The organism is Paenibacillus antibioticophila (genome assembly GCF_000455265.1).
Lineage (GTDB): Bacteria > Bacillota > Bacilli > Paenibacillales > Paenibacillaceae > Fontibacillus > Fontibacillus antibioticophila.
In genome coordinates this window covers 101,298-125,762 of record NZ_HG005143.1, presented here as the reverse complement: position 1 = coordinate 125,762, position 24,465 = coordinate 101,298, and the positions used below count along the sequence as shown (strand labels likewise).

The 24,465-nt window shown below is 50.4% G+C and carries 19 protein-coding genes; 17 read left to right on the top strand and 2 right to left on the bottom strand.

All coding sequences use genetic code 11. The features are described from left to right. Positions 1 to 18 precede the first annotated feature (18 nt). On the top strand, positions 19 to 900 hold the full coding sequence (locus TX85_RS23345; protein ID WP_044482313.1) for an SDR family oxidoreductase: 882 nt from the start codon (positions 19 to 21) through the stop codon (positions 898 to 900). A gap of 494 nt (positions 901 to 1,394) precedes the next feature. Here TX85_RS23345 and TX85_RS23340 read toward each other — a convergent pair whose 3' ends face one another. Both TX85_RS23340 and TX85_RS23335 read right to left on the bottom strand, forming a co-directional pair. Beyond that, positions 1,395 to 1,826, bottom strand: a complete 432-nt coding sequence (locus TX85_RS23340; protein WP_044482312.1) for a DUF2500 domain-containing protein — start codon at positions 1,824 to 1,826, stop codon at positions 1,395 to 1,397. 105 nt (positions 1,827 to 1,931) lie between these two features. Beyond that, a complete protein-coding gene (locus TX85_RS23335) occupies positions 1,932 to 2,867 on the bottom strand; it encodes an ArsR/SmtB family transcription factor (protein ID WP_044482311.1) in 936 nt (311 codons plus the stop codon). Between the two features lie 143 nt (positions 2,868 to 3,010). On the opposite strand from TX85_RS23335, the gene TX85_RS23330 reads away from it, so the two are divergent. The 16 genes from TX85_RS23330 (at position 3,011) to TX85_RS23255 (ending at position 24,449) form a co-directional block, all read left to right on the top strand. Continuing rightward, positions 3,011 to 5,743 (top strand): glycoside hydrolase family 2 protein, encoded by a 2,733-nt coding sequence (locus TX85_RS23330; protein WP_049895203.1) that lies wholly within the window; start codon positions 3,011 to 3,013, stop codon positions 5,741 to 5,743. 217 nt (positions 5,744 to 5,960) lie between these two features. Continuing rightward, complete coding sequence (locus TX85_RS23325; protein ID WP_044482309.1) at positions 5,961 to 6,884, top strand: ArsR/SmtB family transcription factor; 924 nt, start codon at positions 5,961 to 5,963, stop codon at positions 6,882 to 6,884. Positions 6,885 to 7,061: 177 nt separating this feature from the next. Further along, entirely contained in the window at positions 7,062 to 8,822 is a 1,761-nt protein-coding gene (locus TX85_RS23320; protein ID WP_044482308.1) for a glycoside hydrolase family 2 protein, read from the top strand. Positions 8,823 to 8,842: 20 nt separating this feature from the next. Then, positions 8,843 to 9,811, top strand: a complete 969-nt coding sequence (locus TX85_RS23315; protein ID WP_044482307.1) for a glycoside hydrolase family 43 protein — start codon at positions 8,843 to 8,845, stop codon at positions 9,809 to 9,811. A 247-nt stretch (positions 9,812 to 10,058) separates the two neighbouring features. Next, the gene (locus TX85_RS23310) at positions 10,059 to 11,810 is read left to right on the top strand and encodes an extracellular solute-binding protein (protein ID WP_044482306.1); all 1,752 of its coding nucleotides are present in this window, start codon (positions 10,059 to 10,061) and stop codon (positions 11,808 to 11,810) included. A 118-nt stretch (positions 11,811 to 11,928) separates the two neighbouring features. After that, complete coding sequence (locus TX85_RS23305; RefSeq protein WP_044482305.1) at positions 11,929 to 12,900, top strand: ABC transporter permease; 972 nt, start codon at positions 11,929 to 11,931, stop codon at positions 12,898 to 12,900. 14 nt (positions 12,901 to 12,914) lie between these two features. Then, the gene (locus TX85_RS23300; protein ID WP_044482304.1) at positions 12,915 to 13,853 is read left to right on the top strand and encodes a carbohydrate ABC transporter permease; all 939 of its coding nucleotides are present in this window, start codon (positions 12,915 to 12,917) and stop codon (positions 13,851 to 13,853) included. Between the two features lie 140 nt (positions 13,854 to 13,993). Further along, complete coding sequence (locus TX85_RS23295; protein ID WP_044482303.1) at positions 13,994 to 14,239, top strand: hypothetical protein; 246 nt, start codon at positions 13,994 to 13,996, stop codon at positions 14,237 to 14,239. A 23-nt stretch (positions 14,240 to 14,262) separates the two neighbouring features. After that, on the top strand, positions 14,263 to 15,684 hold the full coding sequence (locus TX85_RS23290) for a family 43 glycosylhydrolase (RefSeq protein WP_044482302.1): 1,422 nt from the start codon (positions 14,263 to 14,265) through the stop codon (positions 15,682 to 15,684). A 73-nt stretch (positions 15,685 to 15,757) separates the two neighbouring features. Beyond that, positions 15,758 to 16,609, top strand: coding sequence for an MBL fold metallo-hydrolase (locus TX85_RS23285; RefSeq protein WP_044482301.1), 852 nt, complete (start codon positions 15,758 to 15,760; stop codon positions 16,607 to 16,609). Between the two features lie 81 nt (positions 16,610 to 16,690). Continuing rightward, positions 16,691 to 17,692 (top strand): aldose 1-epimerase, encoded by a 1,002-nt coding sequence (locus tag TX85_RS23280; protein WP_044482300.1) that lies wholly within the window; start codon positions 16,691 to 16,693, stop codon positions 17,690 to 17,692. A gap of 202 nt (positions 17,693 to 17,894) precedes the next feature. Beyond that, the gene (locus TX85_RS23275) at positions 17,895 to 19,424 is read left to right on the top strand and encodes a sugar ABC transporter ATP-binding protein (RefSeq protein ID WP_044482298.1); all 1,530 of its coding nucleotides are present in this window, start codon (positions 17,895 to 17,897) and stop codon (positions 19,422 to 19,424) included. Continuing rightward, positions 19,402 to 20,412, top strand: coding sequence for an ABC transporter permease (locus TX85_RS23270; RefSeq protein WP_044482297.1), 1,011 nt, complete (start codon positions 19,402 to 19,404; stop codon positions 20,410 to 20,412). Before TX85_RS23275 ends, TX85_RS23270 begins: the two co-directional genes overlap by 23 nt. Continuing rightward, a complete protein-coding gene (gene yjfF / locus TX85_RS23265) occupies positions 20,409 to 21,434 on the top strand; it encodes a galactofuranose ABC transporter, permease protein YjfF (RefSeq protein WP_044482296.1) in 1,026 nt (341 codons plus the stop codon). Before TX85_RS23270 ends, yjfF begins: the two co-directional genes overlap by 4 nt. Before the next feature lie 75 nt (positions 21,435 to 21,509). Then, positions 21,510 to 22,553, top strand: coding sequence for an ABC transporter substrate-binding protein (locus tag TX85_RS23260; RefSeq protein ID WP_044482295.1), 1,044 nt, complete (start codon positions 21,510 to 21,512; stop codon positions 22,551 to 22,553). 126 nt (positions 22,554 to 22,679) lie between these two features. Further along, positions 22,680 to 24,449: a cache domain-containing sensor histidine kinase gene (locus tag TX85_RS23255; RefSeq protein WP_044482294.1), complete on the top strand. Its 1,770-nt coding sequence runs from the start codon at positions 22,680 to 22,682 to the stop codon at positions 24,447 to 24,449. Positions 24,450 to 24,465: the final 16 nt, after the last annotated feature.

Here is a 24,465-nt window from a genome sequence, read left to right as displayed (position 1 = left end):
GCTGAGGAGGAACAGGATTTGGAGCAACCGTTAAAGGGAAAAGTGGCTGTTGTTGCAGGAGCAACCCGAGGGGCAGGCAGGGCCATCGCTATTGAGCTTGGCGCAGCCGGAGCCACCGTATACTGCACTGGGCGGAGCGTTCGTGGAAGTGCTTCGGATTTAAATCGGAGCGAGACGATTGAGGATACGGCAGAAATGGTTACAGCGCGGGGAGGTACGGGGATTGCTGATCGAACAGATCATACTTTGGAAACGGAAGTAGAGGCACTGTTTGAGCGTGTGAATCAGGAGCAAGAAGGCAGGTTGGACGTACTGGTGAACGACATTTGGGGCGGTGAACATCTGACGCATTGGGATACACCTTTCTGGGAACAACCGCTGCAGGACGGGCTGCTTATGCAGGAGCGGGCTGTCCATGCTCATCTGATCACCAGCTATTATGCAGCTCCGCTCATGATTAGAAGGCGTGAAGGTCTGCTAATCGAAATTACAGATGGATCGACTTACAACTACAGAGGGAACCTATATTATAGTCTGGCTAAAATATCTCCGATCCACCTTGCAAAGGCTATGGCAGAGGAATTAGGTCCCCATGGAGTAACGGCGCTCGCGGTCACGCCGGGTTTTCTCCGTTCAGAGCAGATGCTCGATTACTTCGGAGTTACGGAGAACAACTGGCAGGAGGCTGCCAAGCAGGAGCCTCACTTTATTGCCTCCGAGACCCCTTTTCTCGTCGGCCGTGCCGTGGCGGCGCTTGCCGCAGATCCTTTGGTGCGGGAGAAGGCAGGAAGAGCATTGACCAGCTGGGATTTATCGGACGAGTATGGATTTACCGATGTGGACGGTCAACGACCTCATTGGGGCAATTATGCCAAACGGCTTGGTCTGCCCCTTAACTAAGCCTAAAGCTGGGGTGTCCCGAAAGCAGTAGCAGATATGAGGGGCACCCTCTCCTCAAGGCTATGAAAACCAGCTAATGTTTGTCAACCCCAAGTAGTTGAAATAGGGCAACGCTACTGTTAGGCGGAACACCTTGCAGACAGCATGCAAGCAGCGCAATCGATACATTTGCTCAGAGGGGAAATGCTTGGTCTAACGGACATTACGTCTCCTTAAAGGCTACTATTGATGAATCCAGAAATGTAACGAACATTTTGGCTGCTTAGATAGGTGAGTTGCGTGAATCAGAGCCGTTTGAGCGTCCTAAATGCCGAAAATGTCCGTTACCCTCCAAAAATATGCGAAAAAGTCGGCTAATGGTTCAAAATGTCCGTTAGCGTTAGCAGGTCCGAGTTTGGCAACAAGGGGTTATACCCCAAAAACAAATAACCACCCGCCTAACGGGTGGTTATCATTTTGTGGCCTTATAGGACAGCCCCGCCTTCATGAACCGATTATCGGAAAGAGCTCTGTCCCTGATTGACATTCCGCTCGAAGGCGACGATCCAGTCCCCTTGAACAGCGGCGTACCCTTCATCCCCCTCCGCGACCAAGCCGTACAGATTTTTCACATCCAGGTATTCTTGACGGTGCCCGTTATCGAATTCCAGCGTGATGTAATAGTACGTACGCGACGAGGTGCTGTGCATCATGTTGTCATTGCCATGACTATGCGAGGTGTTCTTGACATCCATACGCTTCGAGACGATCCGGGCGTAATGGGTGTTTTTAGGCGACGAGGCATTTTTCGCATATCGGACTCCGCTGCCTATCAGAGAAATAATGATGATGACAAATACAATCCCGATCAGCACAGGAACAAGTGTGAACATAAAATCAAAGCCTGCCCCCGGGCCAGAGCTGAACGAGCCAAAACCAGAATCCATTCCATGATCCCTCCCCTTATATGTACAGCATAGCTGACAGATTCATAAGCCTTGGCTAAAAATGCAACCTGATCATTCTACGCAGGAAGGAAGAAAATGTTTCATCTACTCCTGGTCTGCACGTCGAATAAACTCCAATACGATATCCTGAGGATGATCCCCGAAATGGCTTCCGAACAGGTTCAGGCCGTGCTTGTTAACGGCGTCCTCCCTGACCTCGAAACGAACCGCGATCGGCTGATTAAAGGACAGCTGAAGCATATCAATCGTAGTATCCGCCGCAGTATACCCGTTCACCAAGCTCCCGTCGTTCGTAATGCGCCATTCAGTCAGCATACCGTATTCCGTACCGCTCTTCCAGCGCTCCGGTGTCAGCTTGCCCTTGCGGTCGCCGAAGTCGGAAGGACAGGTCCAGGTTCCCGCATGGTGGCCATTAACCGTAAGGGAAATGTCGGACGCCCACTCCATATTGCAGGCTGGAGCCTCAGAACACAGCTCGGCCCGAATGCGGATCTCATCCAACGCTACACCGGGAGGAAGCGGGTTGGAGAAATAATATTCAATATATCCGGTACCGGCAAACCACAGCAGGGATGCGTCAATCCGCTCAGGCATATAGAATACGCGCGGATCATCCTGCGAACCGATCACAGCTCCGTCCTTCGCCGCCATTCCGCAGGACGGACTGACGGAGCAATGAGAATACATGCCGATCGGCATGTGGATGGCTTCAATAGCATGGAGGCCATCTCCCGGCTTGGCAGGAAGCTCAAGCTGGATCGAGCGGCAGGTAACAGAGCAGATTTTCTCTCTGTTGGCGCCTTGCGTGGATGTGACCAGCTCTGCCTGCTCCAGGGTCTGCACATTAATGGAAATGGTTGGCTGTGCCACTCCAAGTGCCTCCGCTAACTGGCTGACGCTCATCGATTTATCGCCAAGCGCCTCCAGAATCCGGACGCGCAGGTCTCCGGACAGCGCCTTGGCCACATCAAGAATACGTGAAGCTGGATAACGGATGATGTCTTGCACGGGTTCGTTCATTTATAAACCATCCTTTTCATAAATCTAACAATACTCTAATTCTACATTGAAGCGTTCTCATTGTAAAATCGCAATATATATTGCATTATCATAATATTCGTGCTAAACTAAGCACAAATATAAGCTGAGAGGTCGTGTATAGCGTGAGCACAACACTTCAAAATGCAGAAACTGAACTGATTCCCCGTCCTGAATTTCCTCATCCCCATTGGCAGCGAGAGAACTGGAATAATCTGAACGGAACTTGGTCCTTCCGTTTTGATACAGATAATGAAGGAATTCAGCAAGAATGGAGCAAGAACAGCAGCATTCCTTTTGAAGACGAGATTAAGGTGCCTTTCTCCTGGGCAAGTCCGTTGTCGGGCATTGGCAAGGATGTAAAGGGAATTGGCTGGTACCGCCGCATAGTGTCATGGGCTCCTGCCGAGTCGGGCAGCCGGATCTTCCTGCGCTTCGGCGCTGTGGATTACTTATGCCATGTATGGGTGAATGGAGAACATGTTGGCTCGCATCAAGGCGGATACGGTTCCTTCGAATTTGAGATTACCAGTCAGTGGCTGCTGGAAGGCGAGAATCTCATCGTGATCAGAACAGAAGACCAGGATCATAACTATCAGGCCCGCGGGAAGCAGGGTTATGGTGAGGTCCGGGGGATTTGGCAGACGGTATGGCTTGAGGCACGGCCTGCTCAATATATCGGACAATCCAAGTTCAGAACTTCTATAGATGGAAAAGTAGAGCTTGAGGCAGTAATCCATGCAGATCAAGCGGGGCAAGCCGAGCTTAGCCTTGACTTTGCCGATGGAGAGGTCCGGCATCAGATTGTAGTCGAGTTGAAGTCAGGAGATAATCGGATCTCGACGACATTCGAAGTCAAGCATCCGAGATTGTGGACCCCGGAGACACCGGAGCTGTATGAAGGGAAGCTTCGTCTGCGCAGCGCATCCGGCTGTGACGAGGTCAGCACGTACTTTGGCATCCGGGAGATTGGCACCGCACGCTTCGGAGACCGCGGTTATCGCTGGATTACCTTGAATGGCAAACCGGTCTACCTGAACGGTACACTCGATCAGTCCTACCATCAGACAGGCTTCTTTACGTATCCTACGGATGAGGAAATGCATAATGAAATTTACCAGATGAAGCGTCTGGGTCTTAACTTTGTCCGGATTCACATTAAGCCGGAGGAGCCTCGCAAGCTCTATTGGGCGGATAAGCTCGGGATTCTGGTGATGGAGGATATGCCTTGCTTCTGGGGCAATCCGGATGAACAGGCACGCAAGGCTTATGAGAGCGAAGCGCTGGAGATTATCGACCGGGATTACAATCATCCTTCGATTTTCTCATGGGTTATGTTCAATGAAACCTGGGGTCTGAAGACCGATCCTGCGACCATGGATGTAACAGGCGGTGCGGAGCAGCAGAGCAGCTACCTTCCGGAGACGCAGGCGTGGGTGCGGGAACAATATCTTTGGGCGAAAAAGCTCGATCCGACACGCCTTGTGGAGGACAATTCGCCGTGCAATTATGACCATGTCGAAAGTGATCTGAATACCTGGCATTTCTATATTAACGGGTATGAGCAGGTCCGTGCGCACCTGGACGAGGTGGATGCCAAGACTTATCCAGGCTCCACGTTCAACTACATCGGCGGACATGTTCAATCCGATGCGCCGCTTATGAACAGTGAGTGCGGCAATGTCTGGGGGATCGTCGGCGGTGGCGGCGACAGCGATCTGGCTTGGCATTACCGCTACATGATGAATGAGTTCAGAAAGCATGATAAGTTATGCGGCTTTGTGTTCACGGAATTCCGGGATGTAACGAATGAATTTAATGGCTATTATCGTTTGGATGGAACGGGAAAGGATTTCGGGTACGGTGATCTGGTGCCAGGGATGACAATTGCGGATCTGCACTCGCCGGACTTTATCGTACTGGACGCTCCGCCTAGCCAGACACTGGATGCAGAAGCTGTGGCAGAGGTTCCGTTGCTGGGTTCCAGCTACTCGGATCAGCATCATGGTCAGCAAATGCAGGTGCAGTGGGAGCTTCGCTATGACCGTTTCGGCGCTACTATGGTTGAGAGCAGCGGAAGCATTTCAGTGGATTGGAACGGATATGGTGTCTCCGACCTTGGTGTACTAGAGGTCAAGATGCCGAAGCATGACGCAGTCGCTGTATTGGCTGTAACACTGGCTGACGCTGCAGGCCATCCGGTTATGCGCAACTTTATTGCCTTTGATGTTCGCGGCAACGATACGAATGGCGTGGTTGCTGTCGCACCTGGCGCTTATTCAGAGCATAGCTTCCAGCATGAGTGGTCCTCGCTGCAAGGAGCTAAGCATAGCGGAGCGGGCAAGGGAAGCTTTGTGTATGAGATTCAATTACCGGATGCGGAGACGAAGCCGCTAATTAACCAGCTTGAGATTCTGCTTGAAGCAGGCGCCAAACGTGTGCTTGCCCGTAACGTAGAAGGCGCGAAATCGACGGATATGGGAATCGGAGCAATGCATGGAGCAGACGCGCAAGTGGAGTATAACACCAATACGTACTATATGACTGATGAAAGCAAGCATCCGTCCCGTCTGAATATCCTGATCGACGGCATTCCGGTTGGCTCCTTCGAGCTGCCGGATGATCCGGCTGACGCCAGAGGCGTTCTGTCCTGGCACTATCAGCCTGTGGCGAACAAGCTCGATGATGCCGGTTCCTACGGCTACCTTTGCAAGCTGGAAGTTCCGGTCCAGCTGCTCATGGAACTCAATCGCCGCAGAGCGTTCCGTCTGGAGCTTCAGGCCGAAGAAGGCGGCGTCACGCTTTATGGAAGAAACAGCGGGCGTTATCCGTTGGATATTACCGTGAGATACAGCTGATTTTATATAAATTAAAATGATCACTTTGTGAGCAATTTACTTGGCCGACTTCTGTCGGCCTTTTTGTCATTTCCTTTCGAAAACGCTGCCAAAATGACGTTTTCATCTCTTTACTATTCCAAATTTTGTGCTATGATTGTTTTGTTACAATAAAAAAGGATATAAACCAAATATTTAAGTATTTTTTTTGTTTATAATGAAAAGTAGGTGAATAATTATGCTCGACCTTACCATAAACGACCCCGACAGGTTAGTGAAAGTAGCCCATGCGTTAAGCACGCATACCAGAATCGGTATTATCAAGCTTCTTCTGGAATATCCGAATCTGAACATTCTGGAGATCGCCGAGAAGCTGGATATTCCGGTCTCAACAGCGGCAAACAATGTAAAAGTGCTGGAGGAAGCGGAGCTGATTGTTACCGAGCTTCAGCCTGCAACAAGAGGGGCTATGAAGGTATGCAGCAGAAACTTCGATGATGTGCGCATGGTTCTCAATCCAAGCGCCTATGAGCAGCACCCGGGCAAGGTTCAGGAAGTAGAAATGCCGATCGGGCATTTCAGCAATTTCGATATCATTCCCACCTGTGGAATGGCCAACACACTCGGCATGGTCTTCCCGGAGGATGACCCGGTCAGCTTCTATCACCCGGACAGCAGGACGGCTGAATTGATTTGGTTCCGGAAGGGCTGGATCGAATATCGCTTTCCTCAGAAGATTCCTGCTGGAGCACGGGTTCGCTCGTTGGAGTTCTCCCTCGAATTATGCTCTGAAGCGCCGAACTATAACAACGATTGGCCGTCAGAGATCACGGTGTGGGTCAATGATGTTGAAATCGGCTCATGGATTAGCCCTGGTGACTTCGGAGATCATCGCGGCAAGCTGAATCCTTCCTGGTGGTTTGACGGGAGCACGCAGCATGGTTTACTGAAGACTTGGGCTACAGATCATACTCGGAGCACCGTCGATAAAGAGAAATGCTCGGACACGACTCTTCTGGATTTGAGCCTGGAACAGAAGCCATTTATCACATTTAAGATCGGCGTCAAGCCCGACGCCAAGCATCAAGGCGGCCTGAACCTGTTCGGCAAATCATTCGGCGATTATGCGCAGGCGATCATTATGAGATTGGAATACGATTGAGGATCAGACCTTATTGAAATGGCAGGCCCTGGGAAACAATGATGGATCATTGCTCCCAGGGTTATTTTTTGTATTAAAACAAAATAAATATAAGAAAGCGTTGACATAAAATCATTCTCCCTTTAGAATTTTGTATATAAACAAAATAATTGAAACAAAACAAAGGAGTAGGAATGGATGACAACGGAGATGTATATCAAAGACTATCCGCGGCCTCAATTCGTTAGACCATCCTGGACTAATTTAAATGGTGCGTGGAGCTTCGGGTTCGATGATGATAACAGAGGAGAGAGCGAGCGTTGGTATGAACAATTTGGCGGGGATTTGACCATCCAGGTTCCTTTCACATACGAGACCAAGGCCAGTGGAATTGGAAGAGAAGAGCATCATCCTGCAGTATGGTATCACCGCTCTCTGGAGCTTGCGAAGGAATACGAAGGAAAGAGAGTTATCCTGCATTTTCAAGCGGTAGACTACATCGCCAAGGTATGGGTAAACGGGCAATACGTCGGTCATCATGAGGGCGGCTACGCAGCGTTTTCCTTTGATATCACTCCATACATTCATCTGGAGGGTGAGAACAGTCTGACAGTAAAAGTGGAGGATAGTATGGATGCCACACAGCCTCGGGGAAAGCAGCGTTGGGTCGAGCACAACTTCGAGTGCTTCTATGTTCAAACGACCGGAATCTGGCAGTCCGTCTGGCTGGAGGCTGTTCATCCGGCTCATCTTGATTCGGTGAAGATGACCCCTGACCTTGATTCGCGTTCCGTTCGTTTCGAATATCAGGTGAACGGGGATCTGACGGCTAACAATATCCGGGTAGAAACGATCATTCGCATGAAAGGTCAACAGGTGAAGAAGGCAAGCTTGGTGATAGACCGGCCTTGGCTACAACTTGATGTCGATCTCGTTCACGAGGCGAACGGGCCTTGGAAATCCTGGTATTGGAGCCTGGCCCATCCTAACCTGTATGATGTGCAATTTATTCTGTATCAGGGTGAAGAGGTAATCGACCATGTGTATTCCTATTTCGGAATGCGGAAAATCTCGATTGAAAAGGGTCAGGTTCTATTGAACAATGTCCCGCTCTACCAGCGCTTGATTCTGGATCAGGGATATTGGTCCGAGAGCCATCTTACACCTCCATCCGAAGATGCGATCATCCAGGATATCGACCTTACGCTTCAGTTGGGTTATAACGGCGTCCGCAAGCATATGAAGGTTGAGGATGCCCGGTTCCTGTACTGGTGCGATGTTAAGGGGCTGCTGGTGTGGTCCGAAATGGCAGCGACCTTTGAATTTAATGATAATGCGGTGCAAAAGTTTGCGAACCAGTGGATGGAGGTTGTCCGTCAGCAATATAATCATCCGAGCATTATTACATGGGTCCCATTTAATGAATCCTGGGGAGTCATGCATACCTTCAAGGATAAGCGCCAGCAGAAATTTACTGAATCTGTCTATCATTTGACCAAGGCATTTGATCCTAATCGCCCGGTCATTTCCAATGACGGATGGGAGCATACCATCTCGGACATTCTGACGCTGCATGACTATGTAGAGACCGGAGAAGGATTGCTGAAGCGATTTGAAGACAAGGATGCCATTGTCAACAATGACAGATCCTTTAATCATTTCAAATATGCATTTGCCGACGGTTATTCTTATCAAGGCCAACCGATTATCATCAGTGAATTCGGAGGCATTGCTTTCCAATCCGATACGGGCTGGGGATACGGGAAGCAGGAAGCATCCGAAGAGGCCTTTATCTCCCGTTTCCGGGGATTGCATGAGGCGATCAAGAAGACCGATTACATTGCAGGCTACTGCTATACACAGATTACGGATGTACAGCAAGAGATCAACGGCCTGTTAACGGAAGAGCGCAAACCGAAGGTGCCGATTGAGGTCATTCGAGAGATCAATCTATCTTGAGATCAGTAAAGGAGGCAGCAATGATGGATCAGCGTAAATTTCAAAACCCGATCCTTCCTGACGGGGCAGACCCATGGATGGTGAAGGACAAGGATGGCAGCTATTATTTGACCGTAACATTGGGGAACCGAATTGCACTCTGGAAAAGCAACAGCATGACCGGATTGGCCGAAGCAGAGCCGGTAACGGTCTGGACGCCGGAGCCGTCCGGACCTTATTCTCATAACCTGTGGGCGCCGGAGCTTCACAATATCGACGGCCGCTGGTATATCTACTATACGGCTAATGACGGCGGAGGAGATGATACGCGCAGAGTCTGTGTCCTTGAGCTTGAGGGACAGGATCCACTGAAGGACGAGTGGGTGTTCAAGGGAGCTGTCAATACAGCATATCCGGGGCTTGACGGAACGGTGATTAGTCATCAAGGAGAGCTTTATTTCTTTTATTCGGGGTATGGACACTTTCCGGATTATGGCTCCGCTATCTATGCAGCCAAAATGGAGAATCCCTGGACCTTGAGCGGAACAAATGCATTGATTTCTGCACCTACGGAGCCTTGGGAGAAGCAAGGCGGAATGGCGATCAATGAAGGTCCTGTCTTTTTACGTCGTAATGGAAGGATATTCCTCATCTTTTCTGCAAGCGCCACCTGGTCTGACGATTACTGTCTGGGAATGACGAGTATTGCTGAAGGCAGCGATTTGCTGGATCCGTTAGCTTGGGAGAAGCATCCGGGCCCTGTATTTGTTAAAAATCCTGATGAGGGTGTCTATGCACCGGGACATAACAGCTTTACAGGTTCTCCGGATGATCGTGAAGATTGGATCGTTTACCATGCCTATTCCTATTCCGAATCCGAGATGAAACGTTCGGAGGGCTCCAGACGCAGCACGCGTATGCAGAAGATCAGCTGGAATGAGGATGGCAGTCCCGATTTTGGCGCTCCTGCAGGATTGGAGCAAAATCTCGATCTCCCTTCAGGAGAATAGTTACAAAAGAATTGGAAGGTATGTAATTTTGTCATAGAACAAACCAAATATTAATTAAATAATCGCAATGAAAGCGTTGACATGGAGAAAGCTATGACTTATACTTTTAATAAAGATACAAAATAATTGTATTAAAACACATAATTAGTTTGTATCTAATAATTACAAACGGAAAAGGGGACATGGCTCTTGCAGGGCAGTATCAACTAGCTGTTGGATCTTGTGAGAAGAAAAAAGGAGGATGAAGATGAAGAAATTCACGAAACGTATGGTTAGCCTGACAGTAATTTCGGTGTTGTTGATGACAACGATTACTGCTTGCGGCGGAAGCGCTGATAACAATGCTTCGAAGGACAATGCTAGTAACAACTCTACAAATGTTACAGAGACGAACAAAGGCAATGAGACGACCTTTACAGACATCAGTGCCGATATCCGCGGCAATGCGAACCCTAGCGCGGAGCAAATCGAGCAGGTGAACTCAACGCTGAATGACACTTATCTGGGCGACATTTTCGATACAGTTATTCCGAGTGATTATTCCAATTACCCCTATAAAGGGGATGTAACGCTGGATGTATGGCTGCCAGCTAACAGCGATATTCCGGATCAAAATGCACATGGCGTTCAGAAGATGGTGGAGAAGATGACCGGAATCAAGGTAAACTTCATTACACCGCCGCTTGGACAAGAGGCTGACTCCTTTACTTTGATGATCTCCTCCGGCGATCTGCCTGATATCATCATCGATCCGGGCCGCTATCCGGGTGGTCTGGAAGCGGGCGTGAATGATGGCGCTTACCTGGATTTGACAGATCTGATGGAGAAGAATGCTCCGAACTACACAGCTTGGAGAAACTCTGACGATATGCGGAGAAAAACGACTGTAACGGACAGTGGGAGACTGCTAGGCTTCCACGGTATCGCTCCTTATTCGGAGTGGATGTGGTTCGGATTGCTGATCAAGCAGGAAGCGCTTGACAAGACAGGCATGGAAGTTCCGAATACGATCGACGAATGGTATGCCTTCCTCAAGAAATGTCAGGAAGTGGGCTATAAACATCCATTGAACTATGGCTCCAACTATGGTCAGATTTTCACCGGTATTCTTAATGGCGCCTATGGCGTATGGGACTGGACCTTCCTTGATGAGAATGGCAAGGTACAATGGGGCCCGGCACAACCGAAGGCAAAGGAATATCTGGCTACGATGCAAAAGTGGAACAAAGAAGGTCTGTTAAATCCTGACTGGGCGACAGCCGATTTCAACCAAAGAATGGCAAGTGCCGTTTCAAGCGATACTGCGGTTATGATGGATTCCCCGGACACGATGTGGAGCTATTGGAAGACGCAGAACAATATTGATTTCGTTGGTGCCTTGAACCCGATTCTGAATCCTGGAGATCAATCGGCAACGACGTATAAAAACTTTATGAGAGTAGGAACATCAGCGGCGATTACTACACAGGCCAAAGATGTTGAAGCTGCAATGGCATGGCTTGACTTTGCCTTCTCGAAAAAGGGATGGGAAGTTTATAACTACGGCGAATACGGTACAGTGCATCTGATTGACGGAAATGGCAAGCCTTATTTCCCTGAAGACGGTTATATGTATAACGACCCTGACGGTCAGCCGATCTCGGTTGCGCTTAATAAATATCGTAGACATAGCTGGCCAAATATTCGCGACGAGCACAACTCTAACCCGAACATCGTGGCAAGAGGAAGCTATTCCGGTGACATTCGTCAATTTTGGACGGAAAAGATGGATAGCAGCCCGGCTATTCCTCCGATTACATTTACACAAGAAGAAGCCTCACGCGAAGCAGAACTGGGTAACCAGTTGTCTACGCTGCGCGGCGAATACTTCGCGAAGATTATCAAGGGAGAATTGCCGGTTGAGAGCTATGACAAGTTCTTGACTGAAGCGAAGAAGATGGGGCTGGATGAGTTCCTTAGCCTCCACCAGGCAGCACTGGATCGTTACAACAACAGATAATACCAATTCAGCCTGAGATTTATGCATAGGACAATGACGAGGGGGATTCAGCGGCAGCTAATCGTCCCCTCGTCATCCTTGTATTCTGATCGGGATAAGAAAAGTAGGTGATAGGGTAATGGAGATTACACCAAGCAACAATAACATTGACAAAATCGTCCCTGCTCGAAAGTCCAAAAACCTTAAGTATACCCTTCAAAAGGACTTCAAGAAGAACTGGTTTGCCTATCTGTTGGTTTTACCGGTTGTAGCCTGGTACCTCATTTTCTGCTATGGACCAATGTGGGGCGTTATGATCGCCTTTAAGGATTTCAAGCCATTACTCGGCTTTGCCGAGAGTGATTGGGTGGGATTGAAGCATTTTGTCGATTTCTTTACCGGACCTTATTTCTGGCGGGTCGTTAAGAATACCTTGCTCTTGAACGTATGGGGCATTGTCTTCGGATTTACTGCACCAATTATTCTGGCACTCATGCTGAATGAAATACGTGACGGCAAGTTTAAAAAGACGGTTCAGACTATTACGTACATGCCTCACTTTATCTCCCTTGTCGTTGTAGCCGGTATTATTCATATTTTCACTGCCGATGAAGGGGTTATCACGCAAATTCTTCAATTGATCACAGGTAAAGAGTATACCTCATTGCTCGGGTATTCCTCTTTCTTTAGACCCATCTATACCTTCTCGGGAATCTGGCAAAGTATAGGCTGGAATAGTATTATCTATCTCGCTGCGATGAGCACCATCGATCCTGCACTTTACGAGGCTGCTGACATTGATGGTGTAGGGCGGATTAAGAAAATGTGGTATATTACCCTGCCGCAGATTGCTCCGACTATTGTCATTCTCTTTATCTTCGCGATCGGAGGACTCATGGCCTCTGGACATGAGAAGATCATTCTCCTCTATAACCCTCTGACTTACGATACAGCCGATGTTATTGCATCTTACGTGTATCGTCGTGGTCTGAGGGAAGCAAGCTTGAGCTTCTCGACGGCTGTAGGATTATTCAGTGCGGTTATCAACTTCGGACTTCTGTGGATTACCAACAAGGTTGCGAAGCGCACCTCAGAAGTTAGTCTTTGGTAGAAAGGAGTATGGCTATGTCGCAATTACAACAGGTTCGATTCAAGAAAAGCAAACTGAAGCCGGCCACCTTCGGAGACCGCGTGTTCGATGTCACGAATATCATCTTGCTGATTGCCTTGACGATCGCTTGCTTATATCCGTTGTTGCATATTTTGTTCGCTTCCGTAAGTGATCCGGTGCAGTTAGTGGCTCACAAAGGTGCGCTGATCAAGCCGTTAGGCTTCACGCTAGATGGATATAAGCTGGTCTTTAAGGATAGCAGCTTGCTTATCGGCTATAGAAATACAATCGTGTATGTGGGCCTGGGAACGCTCGTCAACATGGTGATGACGATCATGGGCGCATACGTGCTTTCCCGCCGTGATCTGTATTTCAAGAACTTCATTATGATCTTGATTACCATCACAATGTTTTTCGGCGGCGGCTTGATCCCGTGGTTCCTCATGATGAAGGACATCGGCCTTTACAATAACCTGTGGTCCATGATTTTGCCAACAGCGTTAAGTACGTGGAATATCATCATTATGAGAACAAGCTTCCAGGCTCTGCCGCTGGAGCTGGAAGAAGCGGCAACCATTGACGGAGCCAGTCAGGCGAACATTCTGATCCGAGTGATCTTGCCGCTCTCAAAGGCAACGCTGGCCGTTATCTTCTTGTACTATCTCGTAGGGAACTGGAACTCCTGGTTTAATGCGATGGTGCTGTTGAAGGACCGCAGCCTGTTCCCGCTGCAATTGCTCATGAAGGAAATTCTCGTTGCCAACGATGCAACAGCAACAACGATCGGCAGTGCCGGGGGTGTTGTGATCGATAGTGCGGAGAGCTCTACGGCCTTCCGTGAGCTGGTGAAATATTGTGCCATTGTCGTATCTACCTTGCCGATTCTGATGGTATATCCGTTCCTGCAGAAGTATTTTGTCAAGGGCGTATATGTCGGATCCATCAAAGGCTAATCTTGCTTCCTTATACTATCTATAATTGCCCCTTATTTATATGCCCCCTCCTAAGTATTGGCGGGGGCTGTTTTTACACTATCGGCTATAGAGCTTCCCGGCAATAATATATTTATATAGATTAATAAAGGAGCAGGCATATGAAGTTATCGAATTCGAATTTCTCCCCGACACTGCCTCGTCCCGTCGAAGAGGAGTTCATCGAGCGCTATCGCGGCTTAACCGATACCTTACTTGACCATCCGAAGATGTTCGGCTTCTGCTACACCCAGCTGTATGATGTCGAGCAGGAAGTGAACGGCCTGTATACCTATGCTCGCAAGGCGAAGTTTGACCCGGCAGTTATTCGCCAAATTAACTTACGAAAAGCAGCGATTGAGGATTAAACCGGAAAGGAGCGAGGCAGGGCATGAGAAGGCTTATCATCAGAAAAGCACTGCTGCCGGCGATCTGCCTGTTTTTATTGGTCCCGATCGGCTGCGGGAAGGTGGAGAAGATGGAGAACACGAATCTATTTTTCAATATGATCATGCAGGATGGGGCTGACCCTTGGGTATATAAACATACGGACGGATTTTATTACTTCACCAAGACAACAGGAGATAACGTCACAGTCTGGAAATCCCCGGACTTGACTACGCTCGATACCGGTGCTAAAAAGGTAATTCCAACGGGCGGACACGGCATCTGGGCGCCTGAGCTGCATTATATCCATGGGGCTTGGTACATTTATTACGCTATGGACGACGGGGACAACGTGAACCATCGGATGTATGTTATGGAGAACACCTCGGAGGACCCGACCCAGGGCTTCTGGAAGCAAAAGGGTCAGATTACAGACGAGACGAACCGCTGGGCAATTGACGGCACCGTGCTTCAGGTGGAGGATGAGCTTTATTTTATATGGTCCGGTTGGGAGGAAGACATTAATATCCGGCAAATTCTATACATTGCGCATATGAGCGATCCGTGGACGATCGATTCGGAGCGGGTGGAGATTGCCAGACCGGCCCTGAGCTGGGAGACGAATCATTCCCCGAATGTCAACGAGGGACCGCAGGTGATTATTCGCAACGGAGTCATTAATCTTGTGTATTCGGCAAGCGGAAGCTGGACGAATGACTACTGCCTGGGGTTAATAACCGCAGAGGCGGGCAACAACCTGCTTGATCCGGCCTCCTGGACGAAGCGGGATGAGCCGATCTTCAAGTCGGCTAACGGCATCCATGGACCGGGGCATCACTCCTTTACAACCTCTCCTGACGGGTCGGAGGACTGGATCGTCTACCATGCCGCTAAATATGACGGTGCCGGGTGGAACCGCGAGGTTCGGGCGCAGACCTTCACCTGGAATGAGGATAACACCCCTCATTTGGGCGAGCCTGTTAACCCGAATCAACCGATCTCCCTGCCGGCAGGCGAACCTGCAAGAGTCCGCTTTGAAGCCGAGAAGGGGACCTTCGGCGGCGGAGCAGCTGCCTTGGAGAGCAGCACTGGCTCCGGGGGAGAGAAAGCAGGTCATTTCAGCGAGGAAGACAGCTATGTGGAGTTCAGTGTGAAGGTTGATCAAGAGGGTGAATATGCGCTACTAGCCAGAACAGCTAATGGCGCAATGGATGGAAAGACCTCTCACTTCTTGCTGAGCGTGAATGAAGGCAGGGCAACTGAGCTGTATGTCGTTCACAAAGGGTGGGAAAATTGGGGGCTATCTACAGCAAAGGTACCATTGCAGGCCGGCGACAACCTGATTCGATTTGCAAAAGGAACTGGAGAAGCAGAGCTTGATTTCTTCGATTTGAGACCGTTGTTCTTCTCTGGGACAACCAAGTAGGAAGTGAAGGCCCGAAAGGGCCTTCTTCACTAACAGCAGTAACTGTTACAATAGGCATGAAGGGAGGATGAAGATGAAATCTGCAAGAAAAGGAACAGCATTAATCCATGAGGTGCGCAGCACCGAGGTTCCGTACGGCACCTTGGCGATCTGGTTCCTGGGTCAGGAGAGTGTGATCATTAAGGGAGATGGGATTACGGTATACATCGATCCTTATGTTTCCGACTTCTTGGACCGTAACGGTCCTGTCCGCTCCTACCCGGCTCCGATCATTCCCGAGGACATCACCGGGGCTGACCTGTGCCTGATCACCCATGAGCATGATGATCATATGGATGAGGGGACGTTGACGGTATTCCATGCCCAGAATAAGGAGGCTCCGATTATAGCGCCTGCGTGCTGCCGGCAAGAATTGCTTCGGATGGGTGTAGAAGGCGCCGGGATTTTGACGGCGAATGCAAGGGAAGCAAGGGAGCTGTTCTCCAAGCTGCGCCTGACTGTCATTCCAGCAGCACACGAAGAGCTTGAGCAGGATGAGAATGGATATGAACGCAGCGTTGGTTATGTGCTGGAGCTGAATGGAGTAACACTGTATCATGCCGGCGACACCGTGATCTATCCCGGACTGGCGGATCGGCTTGCCGAGATTGCTCCCGACGTGGCGATGCTGCCCATTAACGGGCGCGATTATTTCCGCAGAGAAAAAGGAATCATCGGCAATATGAACTACCGTGAGGCCGCAGAATTAGCGGTTCGAATCGGCGCGGAGACCGTGATTCCGCTGCATTATGATGTGTTTGCCGGAAACAGCGAGAAGCCGGGTTATTTTGTTGATTATTTGTACGAGCACTATCCCGAGCAGAAATGTCATGTGATGGCGCGCGGCGAACGTTTTGTTTACGTGTCTGCCCGTGCATTCGTGTAAGAACACTTTACACGTTGCCCCTCAGTGTACAATCTTAGTTCAACTTAATATAGAATCGAAGAAGATAAAGGAGAGGTGCATATGTGTGCATTGGAATTGAAGGCTTACGAAGGTCAGTATCAAGGTGAGACAGCCATTTGGCTGAAGGCGGGAAACTATGAGGCCGCCCTGCTGCCCGAAATTGGCGGGAATCTGATCGCATTCCGTGATATCGAGCGGGGACTTAAATTGCTGCATGAACCGACTGCCGAGGAGATGGAATCGTTCAAGGCCAGACCGATGGTTCATGGCATTCCGGTACTGTTCCCTCCCAATCGCTATGAGGACGGCAAATTCCCATGGAACGGGAAGGTTCATCAGTTTCCGGTAAATGAGAGTGCAACCGGCAACCATCTGCACGGCTTTCTGTATAACATTCCTTGGCAGGTAGAGGATTACGGAACTACAGGAACGGAAAGCTACGTGTCGGTGACCATGTCCGTGGATGAACGGCATGAATCCTATCAATACTTTCCTTACAAATACAAGATCCGGCTTCGTTACAGCCTGGGAGAGCAGGGGCTTTCACAGCAAGTCCTGGTGCTGAATACCGGAGAGGAAGCGATGCCTTGCCTGCTCGCTTTCCATACCTCGGTCAATGCGCCGTTCGCGGAGGGAAGCGCGGCTAAGGATTATCGTCTGAAGCTGACGATCGGGGACCGTTGGGAGCTGAATGAACGGATGCTGCCAACGGGCAAATTCCAGCCGCTTACGGAGCAGGAACAGCTGATGAAGGGCGAAGGCGTCTATCCATTCTTCGAAAGCATGGATAATCATTATACGGCTGCGGCACAGAACGGAAGAAGCCGGATGGAGCTCACCGACCAGAGCCGCGGGCTGACACTGGTCTATGATGCGGGCACCTCGTACAAGCAATGGATGATCTGGAACAACGGGGCCCGTGAAGGCTTCTTCTGTCCGGAGCCGCAGATCAATCTGGTGAATGCTCCGAACACGGGCCTGGCAGCAGATGAGATCGGCTTGTTCGGGCTTGAGCCCGGCGAGATCTGGGAGGAGAGCAGCCGACTCTATGTCCGTAGTTAAATCGTAGAAAACTGTTGAACTAAAATTGAATGAGGATCAAGCGAGCACATCTGGGAGGTCCAAAGCCGGATGTGCTTTTCTTATGAATGGTTGCTTTCTTGCTTCAAAAGTCCGAATTGCTTAAAAAAAGACTCATTATTCTAAATACAGCGCCGCCTTCTACTTTCTAAAATGAGATTGAACAAAGAAAGAGGGTGAGCGAATGAATTATGATATTTTGCTGCGGATGGAGGGAATAGGGAAGGAGTTTCCCGGTGTCGCAGCCCTTTCGAATGTCGATTTCTGTCTTCGGAAGGGGGAAATTCATGCGTTGATGGGAGAGAATGGTGCAGGGAAATCAACGCTGATCAAGGTGCTAACCGGTGTGCATAAGGAGGATGCCGGAACAATAAAGCTTCGCGGAAGAGAGATTCATCCCAGATCACCGCTAGAGGCGCAGCAACTGGGCATCAGCACGGTCTATCAGGAGGTCAATCTCTGTCCCAACCTTTCTGTTGCGGAAAATATATATATCGGCAGACAGCCGCGCAAGCGGGGCATGATCGACTGGAACGCAATGCACCGTCTCAGCGAAGAGCTGCTGGCCAGACTGGATCTGCATATTGACGTCAAGCAGCAGCTGTCCCTGTACTCGGTAGCGGTCCAGCAGATGGTCGCCATCGCCAGAGCCGTTGATATTTCCAGCGGAATTCTGATTCTGGACGAGCCGACATCAAGCCTGGATATGAATGAGGTTAAGCAGCTGTTCAGCGTCATGCGCAAGCTGAAGGATGAAGGCATGGGGATTTTGTTCGTCACCCATTTCCTCGATCAGGTCTACGAGATATCGGACCGAATTACGGTTCTGCGTAATGGATTATTGGTCGGGGAGTATGAGACGAAGCAGCTTCCAAGGACACAGCTCGTCTCCCACATGATCGGGCGGGAATGGAATCCGGGAGAGATGGCATTGGAGAAGAGCGGGCGGGGCGAGCAGACCGGAATTTTTCTGGAAGCGAAGGGGCTTGGCAAAAAAGGCTCCATTGAGACCTTTGACCTGAAGATCCACGAAGGGGAAGTGGTGGGCCTTGCCGGATTGCTTGGTTCCGGGCGGACGGAAGTAGCGCGCCTGCTGTTCGGAATCGACAAGAGCGACTCGGGTGTTATGGAGCTTTACGGAGAAAGGCTGGCAGCGATCTATCCACAAAAGGCCATTCGCAGCGGGATGGGCTTCTGTCCCGAGGACCGCAAAGCGGAGGGGATTGTGGGCGAGCTCACGATCCGCGAGAATATTACGCTGGCCTTGCAAGCCAAGCAGGGCTTGTTTCCTTATATTCCGGTCAGCAAGCAGAAGGAAATCGCCGAGAAATACATTGACTTGCTGAAGATAAAGACGCCAAGTACAGAACAGCGCATTGATAATTTGAGCGGCGGGAATCAGCAGAAGGTCATATTGGCCCGTTGGCTGGCCACCGGGCCCAAGCTGCTGATCCTCGATGAGCCGACGCGCGGCATCGATGTGGGTTCTAAAGCGGAGATCCGCAAACTGATCTTCGAACTGGCCGCCACCGGCATCTCGATTCTGATTATTTCGGCCGAGCTGGAGGAATTGGTGAATTGCTGTGATCGGGTGATCGTTCTGCGAGACCGTGTTCAAATCGGCGAGGTATCCGGCATGGAAATGAATGAAGGCCGGATTATGCAGATGATTGCGGAGGGGGGAGAACGACATGAAGCAGCCGGCATGGCTTGAGCGCGGAACACCGACACCCAAGGTGGTTTGGCCGCTCCTCGCTCTGCTGATTCTGTACTTGTTCAATCTGATCGTGATGCCCGGCTTTTTCAGGGTGGAACTGATCGACGGGCATCTATATGGGAACCTGGTGGACGTGTTGAACCGCGGGACACCGCTGATGATTATTGCCCTCGGCATGACGCTGGTGATTGCGAAGGAAGGCATTGATATTTCGGTCGGCTCCGTGCTGGCTATCTCCGGCTCGATGGCGATTTACATGCTGGAGGGGCATCGCCTGTGGGTTGCGATCCTTGCCGCCCTCGGGGTTGGCTTGCTCTGCGGACTGTGGAACGGGATGCTGGTAGCCGTGCTGCGGATTCAGCCGATGGTGGCAACGCTGATTCTGTTGACGGTAGGGCGGGGGATTGCCCAGCTCATCACGAACGGGCAAATCCTCACGACGACCCGGGACAGCTACGAGTTTATCGGCAAGGGCTTCCTCTTTGGCATCCCCTTTGCAGTCTATATTGCGGCTATTGTCTTCCTGTTGATCTATCTGCTTAAGACGAAGACCGCCTTCGGCCTGTTTCTCGAGTCGACCGGAGCAAACCGCAAATCAAGCGAGTTTGCCGGCGTCAAGCCCCGGGTTATTTTCATGACGGCATACGCGATCTGCGGTCTGCTCGCTGCGCTGGCCGGAATTATCTACAGCTCCAATCTCAGCAGTGCGGACGCAAATAATGCGGGACTGTGGTATGAGCTTGATGCCATATTGGCGGTTGTCATCGGAGGGACCTCCATGCGCGGTGGGCGCTTCTATCTGGGAGGAACGGTGATCGGAGCTATCTTTATCCAAAGCTTGACGACTACGATCTATTCACTCGGCGTCCCCCCGGAATCTATTCTGTTGGTGAAGGCTGTCGTCGTCATCCTTGTATGCCTGATCCAGTCCGATGTATTCAGACAAAAGCTGACATCTCGTAAAAGGAAGGTGACGGCGTCGTGATCAAATCCGGACTTCGTATAAGCAGCAACAACATTATTGTGCTGGCGACGCTGCTGTTGCTCATCCTGTTGTATGGCTCAGGCTCCTTCATGTACACCGGCTTTTTCTCCCTTCAGGTATTTCTGAATCTGTTCATTGATAATGCTTACTTAATTATTGTTGCGACCGGGATGGCCTTTGTCATTATTACCGGCGGTATTGATCTATCCGTGGCCTCTGTAGTTGCCATGATCAGCATGATCTCGGCGTCTCTGCTTCAGCAAGGCATGAATGCTTACCTCGTAATGGTTCTGTCGCTGCTGGTCGGAATTGTATTCGGTGCCGGGCAAGGCTATTTAATCAGCAAGTTCCAGCTCCATCCGTGGATTGTAACGTTGGCCGGGATGTTCCTGGGGCGGGGGATTGCTTATCTGATCGGAACCGAGAGCATCGTCATCACCAACGCAACCTACACCGCTATTTCAAGCTACAAGCTCAGGCTGTTTGGGGGAAGCTTCATTTCGATCAGTGTGGTTATTGCCCTGTTGTTCGTACTGGCTGCTCTTCTGGTCGGAAAATATACCTCCTTCGGGCGGGCTGTCTATGCGCTTGGAGGCAGTGAACGGTCGGCGGTGCTGATGGGGCTTCCGGTGAGCGGAACGACGATTGGGGTCTATGCGCTGAGCGGCTTTTGCTCCGCCCTGGGAGGGATTGTGTTCACCTTCTATATGCTGTCAGGCAACTCCCTTCACCTGATGGGGATGGAGATGGATGCGATTGCCGCCTGCGTAATCGGGGGGATTTTGTTGACGGGCGGGTTCGGATACTTGCTCGGGCCGATGCTTGGCGTACTGTGTACCGGCATCATTCAGACGATGATTATTTTCCAGGGCACACTCAGCTCATGGTGGACCAAGATTGCAGTAGGCTTCTTGCTCTTCCTCTTCATGGCGTTGCAGCGGCTTATCGTTATGCGTAAAGAAAGCGGCGGAGCCCCGATGAAGATAGCTCGGAATATTGCAAAGAATGACGTGAAAATGTAAATACACCGAGTATTCGAATCGATATAGTGAAGATGCAATGCTACATCACCTATTCAAGGGGAGGAATTGGAAGGTATGAAACGAAACAGAAAAAGCTTGCTGCTGAGTCTTCTTACACTCATGATGGTTGCGACGCTCTTTGCCGCCTGCGGCAACAGCAATTCCGGAAATACAGCGGAAGGAAATAACGCGCCTGCCGACAAGCCGGCGAACACCGCACCTGCGGAAGAACCGGCTGGCAAGAAGATCGTCGTCGGATTTGCGCAGATCGGTGCGGAGAGCGGATGGCGTGATGCGGAGACGGCCTCCATCAAGGATACCTTCGGAAATGACCCCGCCTTTGAGTTGAAGTTCTCCGATGCCCAGCAGAAGCAGGAGAATCAGATCAAAGCGATCCGTTCCTTCATTGCTCAGAAGGTAGATGCCATCGGGCTTGCTCCGGTTGTGGAATCCGGCTGGGAGACGGTGCTGAAGGAAGCCAAGGATGCAGGCATTCCCGTATTCCTGCTCGACCGGGGCATTACGGCCGGGAATGAAGATCTGTACACCTCTTTCATCGGCTCCGACTTCATTCTGGAAGGTGAAAATGCAGCCAAATGGATGCTTGATGAATTTGGTGCCGATGCAGAGGTGAATATCGTGCAGCTCGAAGGCACGGTAGGAGCGAGCGCAGCCAATGACCGTAAAAAGGGCTTCGAGGATGCGATTGCCGGCAATGCAGGCTATAAAATCGTATACTCCCAAACCGGGGACTTTACCCGTGCAAAGGGAAAGGAAGTCATGGAGGCTTACTTGAAGAAGGATAAGAACATTCAAGTCGTCTATGCACATAACGACGATATGGCGCTTGGAGCGATTCAAGCGATTGAGGAAGCCGGCCTGAAGCCGGGAACCGACATCAAGATCATCGGCGTTGACGGTGTGAAGGGAGCTTTCGAGGCAATTGCCGAGGGCAAGATGAATGTGACTGTAGAATGTAACCCGCTGCTCGGACCTCAGTTGAAGCAGGCAATTCTGGATTATCAGGCAGGCAAGGAGCTTCCGAAGTGGATCAAATCCGAGGAAGATGTCTATTTCGGTCAAAAGGCGATCGATGCCTTGCCGAACCGCAAGTACTAAGCGGAAGGTTGTCCCAATACAATAGCTTAAGTGATTTTGCAAAAGAGAGCTCTCTCTTTTGCATTTTCGCGTTTTGAAAGATGAGTGATGAAGATTCCATAAACTCCAGGAGGACGGGCTGATGCCATGGGAATTGGTGTGGTTGCCAATCGAAGCATAAGATTCAAGCTGCTCTTGTACTTTGTCTTTACAGTTACCTTCTCGATTCTGACTCTAGGGCTCTGGGGCAGTGCCCTGTACAAAGAGTCTATTGAAGAAGAGACCCACTCCCATACGATCCAGATGATGAATCAGGTCCAGAGAAATATAGAGATTTACCTGGATGAAATGGATAATGTCATTCACTATTTGACGAAGGAAGATACCGTCATCGAGTTTATGCGGGCCAAGGAACTGCAGGAGGGGAGCCTGGATGAGCTAGTTGCTCTTGTAAAGCGGAGGGAGCTGCTCTACGAGCTGAAGCGGCCTGAAATAGCCGGAATACTGTCAGTGAACCGGAGCAATTTGTACGCGAGCAACACAATGGAGCGGATCACAAGAGACCCGCTTACAGAGGAGGAGTGGTATCAGGCGGCTGTCGGCCATCCGGATCAGCTCCATCTCTTCAGCCATCCCATCGGCCGCAATATCAAGATGAAGGGACAGCCGAATCTGAGTGCGGATCAGGTGCTTAGCATCGTCCGGGCGGTCAAGGACCCCGTTACAGGCGAGATCATCGGGGTGATTCTGATCGATATGAGACTGGATTTCATTGAACGGAACGTCGAGTCCGTGTCCCTGGGCAAGAGCGGATTTATTTTTATCATGGATGAAATGGACGGGGTTGTCTATTCGCCGGTGAACCGCTTGGTGTACCGGATCAAGGGCGAATGGCTGGCGGGGGAGTCGGGCAGTCTGATCAAGCCGATCTTCGGCAAGGAGTATCAGATTTTCTACAACAGCTTCAACGGCACGGGCTGGAGAATCGTCGGAACGATCCCGCTAAGCGAGCTGTTAAAGGTGGTCACCGACCTGCAGACGGCTACGGTAATCGTGGCGATGTTTACGCTTCTTGTCGCATTTATTGTCTCCTGGTTCTTCACGAATTCCATTGTGCGGCCGGTTGACAAACTGAGGAGCCTGATGCGGAAAGTCGAGGAAGGAGAGCTATATATTCGATTTCCCGGCAAATCCAAGGATGAAATCGGCCAACTCGGCAACAGCTTCAACAAAATGGTTCAGGAGATCGAGAATCTGATCAACATGGTGTATCTCGAGCAGAGGGAGAAACGCGAGGCAGAATTGAAAGCGCTTCAGGCCCAGATCAAACCGCATTTTCTCTACAATACCCTGGATACGATTCAATGGATGGCTCAGGATCGTGATGCTCAAGACATTGTTGAGATGGTGATTGCCCTTACGAATCTGTTCCGGATTGGCCTGAGTAAAGGCAACGAGATCATCGAGCTAAGCAAGGAGCTGGAGCATGTGGAGAGCTATCTGGTCATTCAGATGGCTCGTTATGAAAATAAGCTGACCTATGAGATGGATGTCCCGGCGGAAATCAGAGGTTATCAGGTCGTAAAGATCATTTTGCAGCCGCTTGTGGAAAATGCCATTTACCACGGAATCAAGCTGAAGCCGGGAACGGGGAAAATCCTTATTCGCGGACGAATAAAGGACAACAGCTTAACTCTGGAGGTTCTGGACGACGGGATCGGAATGACGGAGGAGAAGCTGCGGCAGGTGCGAGAGGATTTGCAGCAAGTTAGACAATCGGAGCGCAACAGCGGCTACGGACTGTTCAATGTTCATGAAAGAATCCGGCTATCCTATGGCCCAAGCTATGGGATATCCATCGATAGTACGTTGGGACAAGGGACGGTAATTGTAGTCCGCTTGCCATTAGTGAATTGACAGATGGGGGGATCCG